The sequence below is a fragment of the Dactylosporangium fulvum genome (assembly GCF_025137375.1).
In the GTDB taxonomy this organism is placed as follows: Bacteria; Actinomycetota; Actinomycetes; order Mycobacteriales; family Micromonosporaceae; genus Dactylosporangium; species Dactylosporangium fulvum.
The window spans coordinates 3,112,140-3,129,809 of sequence record NZ_CP073720.1; the positions used below are offsets into that span (position 1 = coordinate 3,112,140).

Here is a 17,670-nt window from a genome sequence, read left to right on the forward strand (position 1 = left end):
CGTCCTGTCCCGCGGCTGTCCTGCCGCAGGTTGATGCTGCCCGCAGCCGCCCTCGCCCACTTCACCCGAACGTGCTGGACCGGTAGCCGTCGGTAGGAACCACTCCGCCGATTCGGCCCGCGGGCGGGGCGGCTCGGCGAGCGTGGATGGTGTAAGAACGTCGGTGTGGCAGACGGATCCTCGTTGCGGCGCGCCGGCAGAGGCATGGCGATCGCAACGCTCGCCTCCCGGACCGCCGGTTTCCTCCGCATCGTGGTGCTGGCCGCCGCGCTCGGCCTGGGCACCCGGCTGCTCGACAGCTACAACGTGGCGAACACGCTGCCCAATGCCGTCTACGAGCTGGTGTTCGGCGGGGCGATGGCCAGCATCGTGGTGCCGCTGCTGACACGGGCGGCGCTGACCGAGCCCGACGGCGGGGTGGTGTATGCACAGCGGTTGCTGTCCCTGATGGTGTACGGGCTGGGCGCGGTCACCCTTGTCGCGATGGCCGGGGCGCCGTGGCTGGTCGACCTGTACGCGCCCGGCTTCACCGCCGAGCAGCGAAACCTGGCGATCCTGTTGAGTCGATACTTCCTGCCGCAGATCCTGTTCTACGGCGTCAGTGCCACCGCCGGTGCGGTCCTCAACATCCGTGGCCGGTTCGCCGCGCCGATGTGGGCGCCGCTGTGCAACAGCGTGGTGGTGATCGGGGTCGGACTGATCTACCTCGCGGTCGGGGGCAGCACCGGCATCGCCGGCCTGACCCCGGGGCAGACGACGCTGCTGGCGATCGGTACCAGTGCCGGGGTCGTCGCGCAGATGGCGCTCGTGGTGTGGGCACTCGCCCGCAGCGGCTTCCCGCTGCGGCTGCGCCTGGATCCGCGGGGTATCGCGATCCGCCGCATCGGCCGTCTCGGCGGGTGGGTGCTGCTGTCCGTCGTCGCCGCTCAGGTGCTGCTCACGGCGGCCACCCGTGCCGCGTCGCTGAGCGGGCCGGGTGCCATCACCGCGTACCAGAACGCCTATGCGGTGTTCCAGGTGCCGTTCGCGGTCATCGCCTTGTCCGTGATGACCGCCATGCTGCCGCGGTTGAGCCGCAGTGCGGCTCGTCGCGACCATGAGCACGTCATCGGAGACCTGTCGCTGGCCGTGCGGGTCGCCGTGGCGGTCATGGCCCCGATCGCCGTGGCCATGGTGGTCCTCGGCCAGCAGATCGCCACGCTGTTGTTCGGCCACGGCCACAGCGCACCGGCGACGGTGAGCCTGCTCGGCCTGGTCGTGGCGGTGTTCGGGTTCGCCCTGGTGCCCTTCACCGGCTACATGATCCTGCAGCGGGGCTTCTACGCCCTGCAGGACACCAGGACGCCCGCGCTGATCACCGCGGGCGTCAGCGCGATCGGAGTGGCCGGATGTGTCGCCGCCGGGTGGCTGCTGCCGTCCGCCGACATCGTGGTCGGTGTGGCGGTCGCCTATGCCGCGGCCTACACCGCCGGCCTTGTCGCCACCGCCGTCGTGCTGCGCCGGCGCCTCGGCCGCATCGACGGCCACCGCCTGGTCCGGACGCACTTCCACGTCCTTGTCGCGGCGGCCGCCGGCGCGGCCTGCGCGGCGCTCGCCGTCCGCGCGCTGACCCCGCTCGTCACCCCGGGCTGGACCGGCTCACTGCTCACGCTCACCGTGGCCGCCGTGGCAGGCTTCGCCGGCTACGTCGCCGCCGGACGACTCCTGGGCCTTGCGGAGCTGCGGCAGGTCGTGACCACGGCGATGTCCGGCATTCGCCCCACCTGACAGCGGCGGGCCGCCCGGAATCCGTGGCTGCTGGAGGATCCGGTCGGTTCCCGCCGAGCCGTCACCCGGGCCTGCCGCTATCCTGCTGCGGTGGAGTGCCGCCGTGCCGTTCACTGGTAGCCATCCCGCGGCGGTGCTGCTGCTGACGCGATGTGGTCTGGTGCCGTCCGCGATGGTCATCGGCAGTATGGTGCCTGATGCGCCGTACTATCTGCCGACGTTGGTCGATGCCGATACGACGCATTCACTGACCGGCACGCTGACCGCGGACCTCGTGCTCGGTGGGGTGCTGTTCGTGGTGTGGCACGGGCTGCTGGCTCAGTTCGCGGCCGCCGTGGCGCCGGCGCCGGTGCGCGCCCGCCTCGATCCGGCCTGGACGCAGCGGAACGGCCCGGTGACGGTGCGCGGTGTCGCGCTGGTGGCGTTGTCGTTGGTCATCGGCGCGGCAACGCACACGCTGTGGGACGCATTCACCCATCCCGGCCGCTGGGGGACGGAACACGTCGGCTGGCTTGCCGCGCAGCAGGCCGGCATGCCGGGGTACCGGTGGGCGCAGTACGCCAGCGGTGTTCTCGGGGCGGCCGCCATCGGCGTCTGGCTGATGCGATGGTGGCGCACCACGCCGCCGACCGCCCGGCCCGGTGCCGGTCGGGCGGTGGCGGGCACAGCGTGGGCGCTCATCGTGTTCGCCGGTGTGGTCGGTGCGATGGTCGCGACGATTTCCGGTGCCGACGCCGAGTGGCCGCTGCGGATCGTGTTCTTGGCCGGGACCGGTGCGGTCGGCGGCGGGCTGGTTGCCGCTGTGCTGTGCGCCGGTTGGTCGGCCGCGCGCCGGCGCTGAAAGTACAGCGTGGGCGACCACTACGAGGCCCTTGGTTTCTGTGCCGCCTCAGCGGTCCGCGGCCGCCATGGCCTGCTGGCGTGCGAGCAGGCGTGACACGTCCTCGGCGGTCATGGGCTCGGCCAGGTGGTAGCCCTGGCCGAGGGTGTAGCCGAGCTCGCGGAGCACGGCCGCCTGCTCGGCGCTCTCGACCCCCTCGGCAACGGTCTCCAGGCCGAGCGCGTGGGCGAGTTGGATCACCGCGCGGGCCACCGCCTGTCGGGCGTCGGCGGCGGCCGGCCGGCCGTCGTCGATCTCGATGCCGTCGACGAACGACTTGTCCAGCTTGACGATCGCGGCCGGGAACGCGCGCAGCAGGCTCAGCGACGATTCGCCGGTACCGAAGTCGTCCAGCGCTAGGCGGATGCCCATACGGTTGAGTTCGTACAGCGTCCGGGAGACCTGCTGACCGCGGAGCACCGCCGACTCGGTCACCTCGAGCACCAGCCGCTCGCAGGGCAGCCCGCTCTCGGCGAGCGCGGCGGTCACATCGGACACGAAGTCGGGGTCGTGCAGTTGCCGCGCGGACACGTTCGGTCCCGCCTTGTGCAGCGCGTCCGGCCCGAACTCGGACAACCACGCGGCCGCCTGGCGGCAGGTCTCGCGCAGCACGAACCGGCCCAGTGGCACGATCAGGCCGGTCCGTTCGGCGGCCGGGATGAACTCGGCCGGGCCGACGACGCCGCGGGTCGGGTGATGCCACCGGACCAACGCCTCGACACCGATCACCCGGTTGTCGTCCAGCCGCTGGATCGGCTGGTAGACCACGCGGAACTCGTTGTTGTCCAGGGCCCGCCGCAGCTCGCCCCCGAGCTGCATGTGTGCCAGGACGGGCTCTCCCATGCCGTCCACGTACCGCACGAAGCTCGCCTTGCCGCGCTGCTTGGCCGTGTACATCGCGACGTCGGCGTCCCGCAGCACCGAGTCGACGGTCGCGCCGGGCGTGGCGTCGGCGATGCCGATGCTGGCCTGCACCAGCAGGCGGTGCTCGCTGATCGGGTTGTTGAGCGCGGCCAGCAGCCGGCCGGCCAACTCCTCGGGATCGGCGTCGGCGCCGGTGAGCAGTACCGCGAACTCGTCGCCACCGACCCGCACCGGCAGGCCGTCAGTGCCGACCTCGGCGCGCAGCAGTTGCGCGATCGAGACGAGCAGCCGGTCGCCGACGCCATGGCCGAGCAGATCATTGACGGTCTTGAAGTCGTCCAGGTCGACGAGGAGCACCGACGCCCGTCCCGTCGTGGCCAGGACGGTCGTGAGCCGGTCCCGGAACAGCGCCCGGTTGGCCAGCCCGGTGAGGCCGTCGTGGCTGACCTCGTACTGCAGCCGCTCCTCCTGGACCCGCGCGTCGCGAAGCAGCCGGGCGTTCTCCCGGAAGGCGATGAACTGCCGGACCGTGACCAGCGCGGTCACCATCACGGCAGCGATCACGACCACGCGACCCGGCCAGCGCAGCGGCGCGCCGAACGCGACCGCGACCAGCGGTACGTCGACCGCCGTCACGGCCAAATAGGGCAACAGCACGCCGCCGCGGGCCGTGTCGTGGCGAAACCCGAGTTCGGCGCGCCACTGAGCGGCAACGCCGAGGGTGGCCAGCACCGGGGTCAGCGGCATCACGATCGCCTGGGCGGGGACACCCGCGGCGTACCCGAACCGCACCGCCAGCACGGCGACGGCCCCGGCGGTGACGCCCCCGCTGGCCGCGATGAGCCGTATCGCGGCGCCGTCGACGGGGCCGCCCGCAATGTACGACACCTTCGTCGCGGCGCCGACCGCAACCAGGAACGCGAGCCCGACCAGCACCATCGCCTGCCGGCTCCATGGCTCGTGGGCGGACAGCATCGGGGCCAGCCCGACGTACCACAACACGGCCGTACAGCCGAGGAACGCGATCGTGCGGTCCAGCAACGTGCGCCACCACTCGACGCCCCCGGTCGCGACAACCGGCACCCGGGCCACCGCCCAGATGGCGATACCGAACCCGATCGCCACGCAGGCCGCGGCCGGCACCGGCATGCTGCGCACATGGGCCTGGGCGGCGTGCGTCAGCATGTCCACCGCAAGCCAGCCGTAACCGATCGTGATCGCAGCCATGGCGACGAGCACGGCGCGCCAGAATCGTCGGGCGACGGGGTCGAGGTCGCAGCTGCGGGACATGTGACGGACGGACGCGGTCGCGAGCACGCCGCCGATCGGGACGAATATGTACGCGAACGCCTCGGTGCCGACACCGGCGGTGAGGTACGCCACGCACCAGGCGGTGCCGAGGGCGGCAACCCCGGCGGTGGCCCACACATACCGCCGGGCGGCCTTGTTCACCGCCGTGCCGGCGACATCGACCGCGGGGCTCGCCGTCGACCGAAGCGCCTCCCGCGTCACGGGCCTGACAATATCCTGTCCGTTGTGTACGGGATCTCACCCGAACGCTTGGAGTTCACCGATGTGCGCACTGCGCTGCCAGCCGGTTGGCGGCAGGCGCACGATCGTCGGCGGCTCGGTTCGTACCACAGCAGGCGAGGCCTCGTGGCGGGTCGGCGTGGCGGCTGCCGTGCTGCGTTGGGCGGTGACCCCTGCGGAGTCACCTTGCCGTCACGCCGACCCGCACCACGTTTACCGTGCCGCCAGCACCCGGCGGGTATCGATCGGTGTGAGTTTCGAAATGCTGCAACAGCATCGGCCGAATGGGGGAGCGGTTCCGGGTGGTGTCGGCGGACCATCCGACGGGTGCGGGCCGCCGCCACGGGCAGCGCGTCGATCGAGGCGGGCTGGCCGACCACGACCCGGACGCGGTAGGCGACCTTGCCGAACAGGGCGCGCAGCTTGGCCACGGTGTTGGGCGGGGCCGCGTCATGCGGCCGTTACCGTCCGGGGCTGGTCAGCCCGCCCGCAGGGCGAGCAGCAGTTGCAGGTGGCAGACCAGGCGTTCGACCCGGTCGGCGAGGTTGATGCCGCTCACCGCTCTCGCTCGGCGGATCTGGTAACGAAGCGTGTTCGGATGGATGTGCGGCTCCGTGGCGGCGGCACGCACATCTCCCATCGCGTCCAGGCAGGCCAGCAGCGACCGAGCCAGCTCCGTTCCGTATGTGCGATCGTGCTCGACGAGCGCGGTGATCACCGGGTCGCGCAGTTGCGCGTTCGCTTCGAGGAGGCTGAGCAGCTCGCTGAGCAGGATCTCCGCACGCAGGTTCGCGATCGTCCCCACATCGTGATCCGGAGTGTGCGCCATCGCGGCGAGCACTCGGTCGGCTTCCGAACGTGACGTGGCGACGTCATCGAGGGCGCGGACCGGCGAACCGACACCCACCTGGACCCGGATGCCGGCGCGCCGCCGCAGGACGGCGACGATGGCCTCCGCGAGCGCGATCAGCGCGATGCCTTAACGGCGCCGGACGTCGGCGGCTGTCGGCCCGTCCACGTCGAGCGGGAACAGGGCCTCGACACGCAGGCCGCCGCCGGGGTGGGCCTGTGCGGTGAGGTGGGCGGCGTGCGCGAGCGCAATGGCGCGCACGATGGACAGGCCCAGGCCGTGGTGGCCGTCGTCGGCGACGCGGTGCAGGCGTTGGAACGGCTCGAAGAGCCGGTCGACCTGCTCGGGCGGCACGGGGGCGCCGGTGTTGGCCACGATGAGGCGGGCGTGGCCGTCGATGGCGCGGACGCTCACCTCGACGGTGCCGCCGGGCTCGTTGTAGTGGATGGCGTTGTCGAGCAGGTTCGCCACGAGCCGGGCCAGCAGCATCCGGTCGCCGAGGGTCGTGGTCGGGCGGATCACGGCCTCGACCCGCAGGTCGTGCCGCTCGAGCTCGGCGGACCGCTCGGCCAGCGCCGCGGTGACCACGTCGTCGAGGTGGACCGGCTCGCCCTCGTCGCGGGCCGACTCGCTGCCGGCGAGCGTCAGCAGCGACTCCAGCAGCTCGCCCCGGTGCCGGTTGACCGCGAGCAGTTGCTCGAAGTTGGCGCGGTACGACTCCACGGTGGCGCCGGGGTCGATGAGCGACTCCTCCAACAGGGCATGCTCCACGGTGAGCGGCGTGCGCAGTTCGTGGGCGGCGTTGGCGACGAACCGCTTGTGCCCGTCGAGGGCGACCTCGAGCCGCCCGAGCAGTCCGTCGATGGTGTCGGCGAGGTCCTTGAACTCGTCGCGGTGACCGGTCAGCGCGAGCCGTTCGTGGACGTTGCGGCCGGAGATCCGCTGCAGCGACCCGGTCATCGTGCGGATCGGGCGCAGCATCCGTCCGGCGATCAGCCAGCCGAAGCCGAGCGACAGCGGCACCATGAGCAGCAGCGCGGCGCCGGGCACGATGAGCACCTGGTCGGGGAAGGAGTCGGGGTCGGTGAGAGGGTCGGTGAGGGGATCGATGAGGGGGTCGGCGCGAACCGCGTCGCGGTCGGGTGGCGGCACCGGCGGTGCCACCGGGATGCCGGGCAGCGCGATCGTCCGGTCGGGCGGCAGGGTGCGGGCCAGGCTGGCGACGAGGATCAGCAGCACGGCGCCGGAGATGAGGGTCACGAGGCTGTACAGCAGTGTCAGCCGCCACCGCAGCCGGTTCGTGGGGCGCACGGCGCTCAGATCCGGTAGCCGGCGCGGGCGACGGTCTCGATGAGCGGCGGGTCGCCGAGCTTCGCCCGCAGCCGGTTGATGGTGGCCTTCACCGTGGTGGTGAACGGGTCGGCGGCCTCGTCCCAGACCCGGTCGAGCAGCTCCTCGGCCGACACGACCCGGCCCCGGCCGGCCAACAGGTACTCCAGCACGGCGAACTCCTTCGGGCTGAGCGGCAGGCGCGCGCCGGCCCGGGCGGCGACCCGCTGCGCAGGGTCCAGCCGCAGGTCGCCGTGGACGAGCACGGGCGGGACGGCCGGGCGGGTGCGGCGGCCGACGGCCCGGATCCGGGCGACCAGCTCCGCGTAGGCGAACGGCTTCGGCAGGTAGTCGTCGGCGCCCAGGCCGAGTCCCTCGACCCGCTGGGCGACGGTGCCCGAGGCGGTCAGCATGAGCACCCGGCTGGGCGACTCCCGGGCGACGAGCGCGCGGCACACCTCGTCGCCGTGGACGGTGGGCAGGTCCCGGTCGAGCACGACGACGTCGTAGTCGACGACGTCCGTGCGCTCCAGCGCGGCCGCGCCGTCGTAGGCGACGTCGACGGCCATGCCCTCCCGCCGCAGCACCCGCGCGACCGAGTCGGCGAGCTGCTTCTGGTCCTCGACCACCAGCACCCTCACCGCGTCGAGCCTAGCCGCGGCGCGGTCACAGCCTGGTCACAGTCGCGCGGACCGTGCTGTGACCGGGCGTCGACTACAACTGCCGTCGACCTCACCAGACGGGAGAGCATCCATGACAGCCGTCATCGAGACGGAGCAGCTGAGCAAACGGTACGGGAGGAAGACCGCCCTGTCCGAGTGCACCCTCCGGGTGCCGGCGGGGCAGATCGTGGGGCTGGTCGGGCCCAACGGGGCCGGCAAGTCCACGCTGCTGTCGCTGACGTGTGGGCTCATCGCGCCCAGCGAGGGCCGCATCGAGGTGCTCGGCGCGCCGCCGGCCGGTAGCGCCGCGCAGTTGGCGCGGGTCGGCTTCGTCGCGCAGGACGCGCCGGTCTACGCGGGCCTGTCGGTCGCCGAGCACCTGACGCTCGGCGCGCGGCTGAACCCGAGCTGGGACCGGGCGCTGGCGCGGCGGCGCATCGAGCGGCTGGGCCTGGACCCGGCGCAGAAGGCGGGCCGGCTCTCCGGCGGCCAGCGCGCCCAACTGGCCCTGACCGTCGCCGCGGCCAAGCGCGGCGACTTGCTGATCCTCGACGAGCCGGTCGCGTCGCTGGACCCGATCGCGCGCCGGGCGTTCATGCACGACCTGCTGTCGTTCGTCGACGAGCTCGGGGTGAGCGTCGTGCTGTCCTCGCACCTGCTGAGCGACCTGTCCCAGGTCTGCGACCACCTGGTCGTGCTGGCCGGCGGGCGGGTGCAGGTCGCCGGTGACGTCACCGAGCTGCTGTCGGTGCACCACCGGCTGCGGGTGGACGGCGGCGGTCTCGACGGGCGGCTGCCGGCCACGGCGCGGGTCGTGCACACCGAGCGCACGGTCGCGGGCAGCACGGCGATCGTCCGCTCGACGGAGCCGATCCCCGGCGCCGAGCGTGCGGACCTGGAGGACGTCGGCCTGGCGTACATGATGGCGATGGAGGCACAGCGATGATCTGGCTCACCTGGCGGCAGCTGCGCACGCAGCTCCTCGTCGCGGCGATCGGGCTGGCGGTGCTCGCGGCCTACCTGGTCTACCTCGGCGTCCGCATCCGGCACGACTACACCGTCGACGTGGTCAACTGCGTGCCGAGCGACTGCGACAACACCCGGCGGCTGTTCGCCGACCGCTACGTCGCGCCGGTCTCGCTGCTCGGCCTGCTGCTGCTCGCCCTGCCGGGGCTCATCGGCGCCTTCTGGGGCGCGCCGCTGGTGGCCCGGGAGCTGGAGACCAGGACCGACCTGCTGGTATGGAACCAGAGCGTCACCCGCGGCCGGTGGCTCGCGGTGAAGCTGGTGCTGGTCGGCGCCGCGGCAGTCGCGGTCACCGCGGCGTTGAGTCTGCTGCTCACGTGGAACGCGAGTCGCTACGACCAGTGGGCCGGCGACCGGTTCGCCGCGCTGAGTTTCGCCGCACGCAACGTGGTTCCGCTGGGCTACGCCGCGTTCGCGTTCGTCCTCGGTGTGCTCGTCGGGCTCCTGGTGCGCCGCACGGTGCCGGCCATGGCGATCACACTCGGCGTGTTCGCGGTCCTACAGATCGTGGTGCCCATGGCGATCCGCTCCCACATCTTGCCGCCGGTCACCAACACCGTGCAGTTCACCGCCGACGCGATGCAACACGCCCGGGGTTTCGGCATCAACCCCGACACCGGGGCCGGCGTCCACGGTTACGTCATGCCGGGCACGTGGCCGATGCAGTCGCTGAGCAGGGTGTACAACGCGGACGGCACGCCCTACACGGGTACGCAGGCCCGCCAGTGCATGACCGGCGACTTCGGCAAGGACATGGAGTGCGTGGAGCGGCAGAACCTCCACTTCTCGTACACGTACCAGCCCGGCAGCCGCTACTGGCCGTTCCAGTGGATCGAGCTGTCGGCGTACACGCTCCTGGCCCTGCTCCTGGCCGGCTACGCCTTCTGGTGGATCCGCCGCAGGGCCGGCTGACCCGGCTTTCCGGCAGCAGCACGATGGATCATCCCGCAAGCCTCGCCGAACAACGGGCCGGAGGGTAAGGAAACAGTAAGTCCGGATGCCAACAATGACCGGCATGCACGACACGCGCAGCGATCCACCCCGCCCGGAGGGGCTCATGACACCGGCCGAGTTCGTCGCGGCGCTCGCCGCGCTGCGAGGCTGGTCCGGGTTGACGTACCGGCAGCTGGCCGCGAAGGCGCGAGCCTCCGGCGACGTGATGCCCTCGAGCACGATCGCCGCCGCGCTGAGCCGGCCGAGCCTGCCGCGGGCCGAGCTCGTGGCCGCGTTCGTGCGGGCCTGCGGGATCGACGACGACACCACGCAGCGGTGGTTGGCCGCCCGTCAGCGCCTCGCCGCTGCCGCCGCCGTGCCGGGCCCAGTTCCTGAGTCGGCCACCGGTTCGGACATCGGGTCGGTCACGCCGGTGCCAGCGACCGAGTCGCCCACGGAGCCCACGGAGCCCACCGTGGCCATGGCGCCCACGGCGCCCACGGTGGCCGGGCCGTGCGGGACCGGGCGGCCCGGCCACCGTGGGTGGTACACGATCACCGCAGCGACGCTGCTGCTGGTGGCCGTCGTTGTCATCGCCCTGCTCCTCGCCGGCGGGCGGCACCCGGGTGAACCTACCGATGGGTGGTACCGCATCAAACCCGCCCACATCGAAGACCGCGACCTCTGCCTAGGCGAGGGCCGGGAACGCAACCACCACACTGACCGGCCCCTGGCCGTCCAGCGGCCCTGCGCCGGAGTCGTCCCGGACACCTACCTGCACCGCGTCGGCGTGGGCGTGTACGAGATCCAGTGGCACGATCCGGTCAACGGCACCGGCTGCCTGACCGTCGACGAGGCATTCACCGGCGACGGCGCGCTGGTGGCGCCGGCCGACTGTGTCGGCGCGGCCCACCAGCGGTTCCTGCTCGAGGCTATGGACACCCCCGTTCGCGGTGCCTTCCGGCTCCGCCCGGTCCATAGCGGCCTGTGCATCGGCATCCTCGGCGGCCCGGCCGACGTCGACGCCGGCGCCGAGGCTGTGCAGACGCATTGCACCGGCGCCGCCGACCAGCAGTTCCTGATCCGGCCGGCCGCCCGGGCCGGCCGCTGACCAGGACCTCGCCGTTCGGCGGTCACGGACTCAGCAGCAACCGATGTCGGCCTGGGCGACGCCCGCCGGGCCGACGGCGACGGCGCCCAGGCTCAGGCCCGCCGAGAGGACCAGTGCCGCGCCGAGCCGGCCGAGATATCTGAAGGTCTTGCGCATGTCGTTCTCCTCAACTCGTTCCCGCCGCCACTCAACCAGCTGGATGACGACGGACGGCACCGTCGAGGCGTCCGGGACAGTCCGGGACACGAATCCGCACTCGCATGACCACTGGAAGTACCGGGAGAGTCTCACCGAGTGAGCCCCCACGGACGGCATGGTGCAAGGCTTCGGGCGCTCGGGCCGGCTCCAGGTTCTTGTCGGGCCCGGTCATGCGTCCGTAGACAGCCTGGGCGAGTTCGGCCGCGGCGCGGTCTTCGACGGTCCGTAGCGTTGAGATCACGTGGCGGAAGCCGGCGAGCTGGATGGCGCCGGCGATTTGGAAGATCAACGGTCGCCGCCGTTGGGTAGGGTGCTGGGGGTGACCGTGGAAGCGTTCGACATCTGGACCGGCGACGAGCACGAGATCGCCGACGAGGCCGGTGACCGTCCCCGGCTGCCGGCCGGATGGGCAGGCCCGGACGGGCCGGGCATCGACGTGCGGACCTGGCCGCGCTCGCCGCGCACCGGCCAGCCGATGGTGCACTGTTTCACGCTCCGGCTGCCCGAGGCGTACCGGCGGCGCGGACCCGATCTGGTCGCCGTCGCGGTGTTCCAGTGGGCGGACGAGCTCTGCTTCACGGAGCCGCTGCCTGAGGTGCAGGCGGTTCTGGCCGGACGGCGCGCCGACGTCGCGCAGCCCGACCACCCGTTCTGGGCCGAACTCGGCCGGTCGCGGCGCCACACGCAGCTGCAACTGGCCGACGACGGCGTCGCCTCCCTGTTCGCCATGGTGTGGCTGGACGAGACGGAGCTGAGCGGTCCGCGCGTGACCCGCCCCACGGCCGCCCCCGAGCTCGCCGACGGCGAGGTCGACGCGGTGCACCTGAGGGAGCGGTATGGCATGTTCGGCCCCGTATGGCTGGTGCGCCGCGACGACCCGAACGCCGGGATCGCCCCGGTCTCCTTTCCCGAGGCCGGCAACGCCTACGTCGAGATACCGGACCGGTGGGACGTTTTCCACGCCGAGCACCTGGGCGGCACCAACATGTGCCCCGACGGTGTACGTGAGGGCCTGTCCCCCTGGTACATCGAGGTCAGCCGGCTGGGCGGCATCAGCCACGGCGGCGACCAGGACCTCGCCCTGGACCTCGACGCCAGGGCCTTCCTCGGCGACCTGACCAGCGCCGTGCTGCTCCCGGAGGCCTGATACGGGGCAGCGACCGGGCACGATTCGAGGCATGTCCACACGTATCTCCGGGGAACACTCCGCGCATGCGGCGCGGTTGAGGCTGGGCAGCCCGGTCAGGAGCTACCCGGTGGCGACCCCTGAGGCGTCGCTGGCCTTGGGGCTAAGCCTCTTCGGGAAGGTCGGACGGCGGTCGCCGTAAGCCCGGGCCGCTCGGGGTTGTCCGGTCCAGGCAGGGCGGCGAACCACGCGGCGAGTGCCGATGGGGCAGGTGGTGTCGGATCGTCCCGCATCTGGCGGTGCAGTGTGTAGAGCAGCTCCGGCGCGTCGATCAGCGGTCCGGTGGCGTGGCCCGTCTCGTGGACTGACCAAGCCAGCATCCACCCCGCCCACCGCTCCGGGTCCGTCCCGGTGAGCGTCCGCTCGTACCCGCGTAGTGCCGCCTCCGGATCCCCGGACAGCAAAGCGACGTCGGCGGCGTCAACGGACGGACCCATCGCGGCCAGCCACTGCGGGTCGGTGCACCGGGCGGCAAACCGGTCTGGGTCTTTGAGCAGACCCACCATCAGCCGCAGCCGTCCGCTCAGCGCCAGGTTCGGGTCGGTGGGAACCGGTGCGTTCACCGTTCGGTGGCGTCGGGCACCGAGATCACCCGTCCGCCAGGCGGCTGCCAAGTCGCGTACGTGTTCCGGGTCCGGGCGTAGGTGCCGGATCCGCCACCGGACGCGGTGGTCGGCGATCGCCAGGTCGGCGAACCAGCGCGGCCGGCTGGCGCCGGGCAGCCCGGTCCAGCGCAGTGCCCGCGTCGCCATCCCCTGCACGAACGCGACGCCGTCGCTGGTCAATTCGCCTGAGTCGAGCAGGGTATGGATCGTGGCACGCAACTGCCGGCTCCACCGGTGGAACTCGAACTCCGCGAACTCGGGCTCGGGGCAGTCGGGCAGGCCGCGCTGGACCTCCCAGAACTCTGTCACGCCGAGGTACGAGTAGACGGCGTGAAGGATCCCTTCGAGCGGTCGTGGATCGTCGCGCCACGGCGAGTAGTGGCGCCGCTCGCCACCGGCAGTGTTCAGCGGTACGAGGTCCGTCACGCCGTGTAGCTTGGAGTGCTGGAACTCATGGATAAGGGTGTCGGCGAGCTGGCGTCCGTCGGCGCCGGGTGTGGTCATCACCTGACCGAACGCGTCCTGGGCGCTCACCGAGGAGCCGTTGCCAGTGCCGTCCGGGTCAAGCGGTACGAGCGTGGTCAGGCCGACGTGCAACTCCGCCGCCCGCTCCGGGTGGTGCCGGGTGAGCACCCGCCACGCGTCGTCGAGCAATCCCTGCCAGTGGGCCAGGGCCGCATCGTCCAGCCGGGTGCTCAACTGCCCCAACCGCTCACGCCCGGGATCCAGGTCGTCGATCTCCACGGCCAGGGTCAGTCCACCCGCTGTCGACTTCAGCCTGCGCAGGCCCTGCCAGTTGAGCGAATCTCGGGTGTGCTCCATTGGTACCGTCACCTCGACATCGGTTGTCGTCAGCCGGGTGTGGTGGCCGTCGTGGATGATCCTGGCCTGCCCTTGTGGCTCGGTCGCATCGGCGAAGCGGGCCAGTCCCAGCGTCGGCAGCATGACCGCACCGCGCAGCCGGGGGACCGGAAGATCGCACGGGTGGCCGGCGCGGATCGCGGCGACCGCCGCTATCGCCGCCAACTGGCCGAGTTCCGTGGCGAGCGGGACGTCGCCGGTTTCGGCGCCGGTGAGCCGGCGTAGGCATCGGGACGCCCAGGTGCCAATCGCGGGGTGCCGCAATAGGGTGGCGACGGCCGCGCTGTCGCGTTGCTGGGCGGCGGCGAGTGTTGCGTACGCGGCCCGCAGTGCCTCGGCCATGTCGGGCTCTGCGGCGCTGCCGAGTTGAGTCACCCCGCGGATCATCACGATGTGCTTGCTGAGCTGGCCCCGCCACAGCACTTCGATCGCCGCCGGTCCACCGCCTCCGCTGGCGAGCGCGTCAAAGTCGGTTCGGGACACCTCAACGGCCTGTGCCATTGAGTCTCTCCCTTCGTGCCGCCAGGTCGGCGACCACCCGGCCGTTGATGTGTTCGATCAGACGGAACAGGTCGGCGCAGTAGACCGACGGATTGAGAAACCCGGAGCCGGGTCGGTAGCGGTGCGGGTAGTGACCGCCGCCGCAGATGTCCCGGACCGGGCAGGCCAGGCAGGTCGGGGACAGCGCGGCCAGCCCGCGTTGCCGTGCCACCACCGCCGGATGCAGCATGGCTGCGTCGAAGGAATGCCGGAACACGTCGAGCCCGGTCGCCGGTGCGCCGTCGAAGGTCACCTTGAGCGAGTCGACCAGTTCGAGACTGCCGTCGGTCTCGACGACGATCGCCTGGACCGGTGCCAATCCCAACGCTTCGGTGCGGCTGGCGCCACCCAGCAGCAGCGCGATGATCTCCTCGAACAGGGAGATCCGGGTGGGTGGCGGGGCCGAGTGGTACCAGCGGTCGAAGATCGGGATGAGCCAGTCCGCATACGGCGTGCCGCCGTCGGCGCCGGCCCATCCCGGCGGTGGAGTGGCCCAGGTGCCGTGTGGGAGCAGGAAGTTGACCACCGGTGGGGCGGACGCCAGCAGTGATTCGTACACGTCAATTGGATCGTTGGCCAGATCCACTGTGCAGAGGAGACCGGAGAACAACTGGGCATACCCGGTTCGGCGCAGTGTGTCGATGCCTCGCATGACCGCGTCGTGACTGCCGTTTCCGTTGGCATACCGCCGATGCCGGTCGTGGGCCTCCCGGCCACCGTCGACGCTGATCCCGACCCGGATCTGGTGCGCGGCGAGTACCGCCAGGATATCGTCGTCGAGCAGCACTCCGTTCGTCTGGATCGCGAGCGTCACCGCAGTCTGGTCCGTGCCGGCGGCAACGAACGCGTTGGCCGCCCGGTCCAGCGCCGCGGCACCAACCAGCAGCGGTTCGCCCCCGTGCAGGATCACCTCCACCACAGGGATTCCTGGATGGGCCTCGAGGTGCTCCCGGATCCGCCAGGCGGTCCGGTCGATCGTGAGCGGAGTCATGGCCACCGGTTTGGTCCGCCAGCTCTGGTCGGCCATCTCGTACATGTAGCAGTAGTCGCAGGACAGGTTGCACCGTCCGTGCACCTTGACGATGAACTCGGCGAACGGAAGGGGTCGCCAATCCGGATCAGCAAGCGCGTCGGCAACCACCTTGGCGGTCGGCCACTCGGACCTGCGGGGTGACGGGGCGGCCAATTCCTGCACGATGCCTCCGCGATCGTTCGGCGACCGTGCGTCCGCTACGGCCGCACGGCCGTGTCGTCAGGCGGTGACACGCCGTCGCCGGATCGCCGACGTGTCAGGGAACGTCCGCGTCCTATCGCGGACGCTCGACGATCGGTCTCGCGTCGTCGCTACTGCGGCGAAACCGACTGGAACCAGGGCTTGCCCCGAAGTCCGCTGCTGGATTCGGCGACGACCCGGTCCAACACCCGGCTCAGCGCGCTGTCGTCGCCTGTGTCCAGGGCGGCGAGCGGAACGTCGCTGAGGTCGACCAGTTGCACCTGCACCGGCGCCGGCTGCTGCGGAGCGGTGGCCGGAGCCGCTGCGGCGGCTGACCCCATCCCCACCGCGGCAGCCGCGGCGGCTGCCACGATGCCGGCTCGCAGCACCGTTTCATTCTCAGGCATCTGATGCTCCTTCCGACGGCGCTGGTCGTTACCATGACCTAGCTCGACGGACCCGGCCAGCGACACCAATAGATGTATCGAGTGGATCAGAGGCCAACGGCTGAGGGAAGCGATTCCGCCGTTCGGAACAGTTCCGAACGACGTCGGCACCCGCCCGGTTGTCGCGCCGGCGACCCGCAACCAGGCAACCGCAACGACGCGGGCCGCGACCACCCGACGCGCCTTGACTCGCGGCGGACAATTCCCTATCTTCTCGATAGGAGTTGGCTCGGGGGAGGTGTGGTGGTGCCGACCGGTGCGCTGGTCGACACGCGTCCGCTGCGTGACTACCCCGCTTTCCGCCGGCTGTGGCTGGGCTCGACAGCATCCGGGATCGGCAGCCAGTTCGGCGCGTTCGCCGCGACGTATCACATCTGGGACCGCACGCACAGCCCCGCGGCCGTCGGGTTTGTCGGCCTCGCCGTCGCCGTGCCGATCGTTGTCGTCGCGCTCGTCGGCGGCACGTTCGTCGACCACGTTGACCGGCGCGCCCTCGCGGCCTGGACCACCGCCGCACAAGTGGCGGTCAGCCTCGCCATGGCGGCCGTCGCGGCGCTGCCCGGCGACAGTGTCATGGCCATGTTCGGTCTCGTGGCACTCGCGTCAGCACTGTCCGCGCTGACCGGCCCGGTGCTGCGCAGCGTCGTGCCGGGTCTGCTGCCCCCGGTGCAACTGGCCGCCGGGCTCGCCCTCAACCACCTGTCCTTCCAGTTGGCCATGCTGTGCGGCCCGGTGCTCGCGGGTCTGGTGACTGCGACGTGGGGCACCACATGGTGCTTCGTCATCGACGCGCTGACGTTCGGCGCCGCCCTGGCCGGCATCGCCGGCCTGCCCCGCACCGGTCGGCCCCCGGCCTCCAGGCCCGCCGGGATCGGTGCGGTCGTCGACGGCATCCGGTTCGCCGTCGGCACACCGCAGGTGCGCGGCGCGTTGCTCGCGGACCTCGCTGCCACGGTGCTGGCGATGCCGATGGCGATCTTCCCGGTCATCAACGAGGAGCGTTTCGGCGGCTCGCCCGGGACGCTCGGCCTGTTCGGCACCGCGGTCGCCGTCGGAGGTGTCGCCGCCTCGGCCCTGTCCGGTCTGGTCACCCGAAACGACCGACCCGGACGGACGCTGCTCGCGTGCGGTGCCGTCTGGGCTGTCGCGCTCGGCGTGGTTGGGCTCGCCGGCGCGCTCGCCGTCGTCCTCGTCGCGCTGGCCGTCGCGGGCGCGGCCGACACCTGGGCGGTCGTGTGTCGTGCCACTGTCGTCCAGTCGTCGACCCCCGAGTCGCACCGCGGCCGGGTCGCCGCGCTCGAGCACGTCGCCGGCGTCGCCGGTCCGCAGCTCGGCAACCTTCGCGCCGGGCTGCTCGCGGCGGGCACCTCGGGCGGCATCGCAATGGTCACGGGCGCGCTGACCTGCCTGACCGCCGTCGGGCTGATCACCCTGCTGACCCCGCCGCTGCGAACCTTCCGGACCGGAGCAGGCCGGTGAGCGCCGGGTCAGTCCTTCCAGTCCAGCTGATGCTCGGGCTGTGACCCGCGGGCGCTCGCGGACACGTCGAGCCGGGCGATGCGGCGGATCCACACGCCGTCCGGCGCGAACACGGCGCCCGGCCGCAGGCTCTCGGCGATGACACATCCGGTGATCACGTTTGGTGCTCCGTTCTGTCGGTTGCCGGCCA

At 71.7% G+C, this 17,670-nt stretch carries 17 protein-coding genes; 7 read left to right on the forward strand and 10 right to left on the reverse strand.

Translation table 11 applies throughout. The annotated features are described in order from the left end of the window. Positions 1-204 precede the first annotated feature (204 nt). Together murJ and Dfulv_RS14375 are read left to right on the forward strand one after the other, a co-directional pair. Positions 205-1,767, forward strand: coding sequence for a murein biosynthesis integral membrane protein MurJ (gene murJ, locus Dfulv_RS14370; RefSeq protein WP_259863447.1), 1,563 nt, complete (start codon positions 205-207; stop codon positions 1,765-1,767). Between the two features lie 103 nt (positions 1,768-1,870). Next, a complete protein-coding gene (locus Dfulv_RS14375) occupies positions 1,871-2,608 on the forward strand; it encodes a DUF4184 family protein (protein WP_259863448.1) in 738 nt (245 codons plus the stop codon). A gap of 48 nt (positions 2,609-2,656) precedes the next feature. On the opposite strand, the gene Dfulv_RS14380 is transcribed toward Dfulv_RS14375, so the two are convergent. The 4 genes from Dfulv_RS14380 to Dfulv_RS14400 form a co-directional block, all read right to left on the reverse strand. Next, a complete protein-coding gene (locus tag Dfulv_RS14380; RefSeq protein WP_259863449.1) occupies positions 2,657-5,023 on the reverse strand; it encodes a putative bifunctional diguanylate cyclase/phosphodiesterase in 2,367 nt (788 codons plus the stop codon). A gap of 496 nt (positions 5,024-5,519) precedes the next feature. Continuing rightward, complete coding sequence (locus tag Dfulv_RS14390) at positions 5,520-5,846, reverse strand: helix-turn-helix domain-containing protein (protein ID WP_259863450.1); 327 nt, start codon at positions 5,844-5,846, stop codon at positions 5,520-5,522. 174 nt (positions 5,847-6,020) lie between these two features. Further along, positions 6,021-7,202: a sensor histidine kinase gene (locus tag Dfulv_RS14395; protein ID WP_259863451.1), complete on the reverse strand. Its 1,182-nt coding sequence runs from the start codon at positions 7,200-7,202 to the stop codon at positions 6,021-6,023. A 5-nt stretch (positions 7,203-7,207) separates the two neighbouring features. Next, the gene (locus Dfulv_RS14400; protein ID WP_259863452.1) at positions 7,208-7,861 is read right to left on the reverse strand and encodes a response regulator transcription factor; all 654 of its coding nucleotides are present in this window, start codon (positions 7,859-7,861) and stop codon (positions 7,208-7,210) included. Positions 7,862-7,973: 112 nt separating this feature from the next. Here Dfulv_RS14400 and Dfulv_RS14405 point away from each other — a divergent pair, with 112 nt between their 5' ends. The 3 genes from Dfulv_RS14405 (at position 7,974) to Dfulv_RS14415 (ending at position 10,952) form a co-directional block, all read left to right on the forward strand. Beyond that, complete coding sequence (locus tag Dfulv_RS14405; protein ID WP_259863453.1) at positions 7,974-8,828, forward strand: ABC transporter ATP-binding protein; 855 nt, start codon at positions 7,974-7,976, stop codon at positions 8,826-8,828. Further along, complete coding sequence (locus tag Dfulv_RS14410) at positions 8,825-9,820, forward strand: ABC transporter permease subunit (protein ID WP_259863455.1); 996 nt, start codon at positions 8,825-8,827, stop codon at positions 9,818-9,820. Before Dfulv_RS14405 ends, Dfulv_RS14410 begins: the two co-directional genes overlap by 4 nt. A 103-nt stretch (positions 9,821-9,923) precedes the next feature. Beyond that, a complete protein-coding gene (locus tag Dfulv_RS14415; protein WP_259863457.1) occupies positions 9,924-10,952 on the forward strand; it encodes an XRE family transcriptional regulator in 1,029 nt (342 codons plus the stop codon). A gap of 30 nt (positions 10,953-10,982) precedes the next feature. On the opposite strand, the gene Dfulv_RS14420 is transcribed toward Dfulv_RS14415, so the two are convergent. Both Dfulv_RS14420 and Dfulv_RS48810 read right to left on the reverse strand, forming a co-directional pair. Beyond that, entirely contained in the window at positions 10,983-11,108 is a 126-nt protein-coding gene (locus Dfulv_RS14420) for a hypothetical protein (RefSeq protein ID WP_259863459.1), read from the reverse strand. Between the two features lie 31 nt (positions 11,109-11,139). After that, positions 11,140-11,511: a CHAT domain-containing protein gene (locus tag Dfulv_RS48810; RefSeq protein WP_406567969.1), complete on the reverse strand. Its 372-nt coding sequence runs from the start codon at positions 11,509-11,511 to the stop codon at positions 11,140-11,142. Between Dfulv_RS48810 and Dfulv_RS14425 the strand changes: the two genes are divergently transcribed. Continuing rightward, the gene (locus Dfulv_RS14425) at positions 11,470-12,297 is read left to right on the forward strand and encodes a hypothetical protein (RefSeq protein ID WP_259863460.1); all 828 of its coding nucleotides are present in this window, start codon (positions 11,470-11,472) and stop codon (positions 12,295-12,297) included. The two genes, Dfulv_RS48810 and Dfulv_RS14425, sit on opposite strands and share 42 nt — an antisense overlap. Before the next feature lie 95 nt (positions 12,298-12,392). On the opposite strand, the gene Dfulv_RS14430 is transcribed toward Dfulv_RS14425, so the two are convergent. The 3 genes from Dfulv_RS14430 to fxsA all read right to left on the reverse strand — a co-directional run bounded on the left by Dfulv_RS14430 (position 12,393) and on the right by fxsA (position 15,962). Further along, positions 12,393-14,303 (reverse strand): HEXXH motif domain-containing protein, encoded by a 1,911-nt coding sequence (locus Dfulv_RS14430; RefSeq protein WP_259863462.1) that lies wholly within the window; start codon positions 14,301-14,303, stop codon positions 12,393-12,395. Beyond that, positions 14,287-15,537, reverse strand: a complete 1,251-nt coding sequence (locus Dfulv_RS14435) for an FxsB family cyclophane-forming radical SAM/SPASM peptide maturase (RefSeq protein ID WP_259863463.1) — start codon at positions 15,535-15,537, stop codon at positions 14,287-14,289. Before Dfulv_RS14435 ends, Dfulv_RS14430 begins: the two co-directional genes overlap by 17 nt. Before the next feature lie 149 nt (positions 15,538-15,686). Further along, positions 15,687-15,962, reverse strand: a complete 276-nt coding sequence (fxsA, locus tag Dfulv_RS14440; RefSeq protein WP_259863464.1) for an FxSxx-COOH cyclophane-containing RiPP peptide — start codon at positions 15,960-15,962, stop codon at positions 15,687-15,689. 285 nt (positions 15,963-16,247) lie between these two features. On the opposite strand from fxsA, the gene Dfulv_RS14445 reads away from it, so the two are divergent. Further along, on the forward strand, positions 16,248-17,480 hold the full coding sequence (locus Dfulv_RS14445) for an MFS transporter (protein WP_259863465.1): 1,233 nt from the start codon (positions 16,248-16,250) through the stop codon (positions 17,478-17,480). Between the two features lie 8 nt (positions 17,481-17,488). On the opposite strand, the gene Dfulv_RS14450 is transcribed toward Dfulv_RS14445, so the two are convergent. Beyond that, positions 17,489-17,638, reverse strand: a complete 150-nt coding sequence (locus Dfulv_RS14450; protein ID WP_259863466.1) for a hypothetical protein — start codon at positions 17,636-17,638, stop codon at positions 17,489-17,491. Positions 17,639-17,670: the final 32 nt, after the last annotated feature.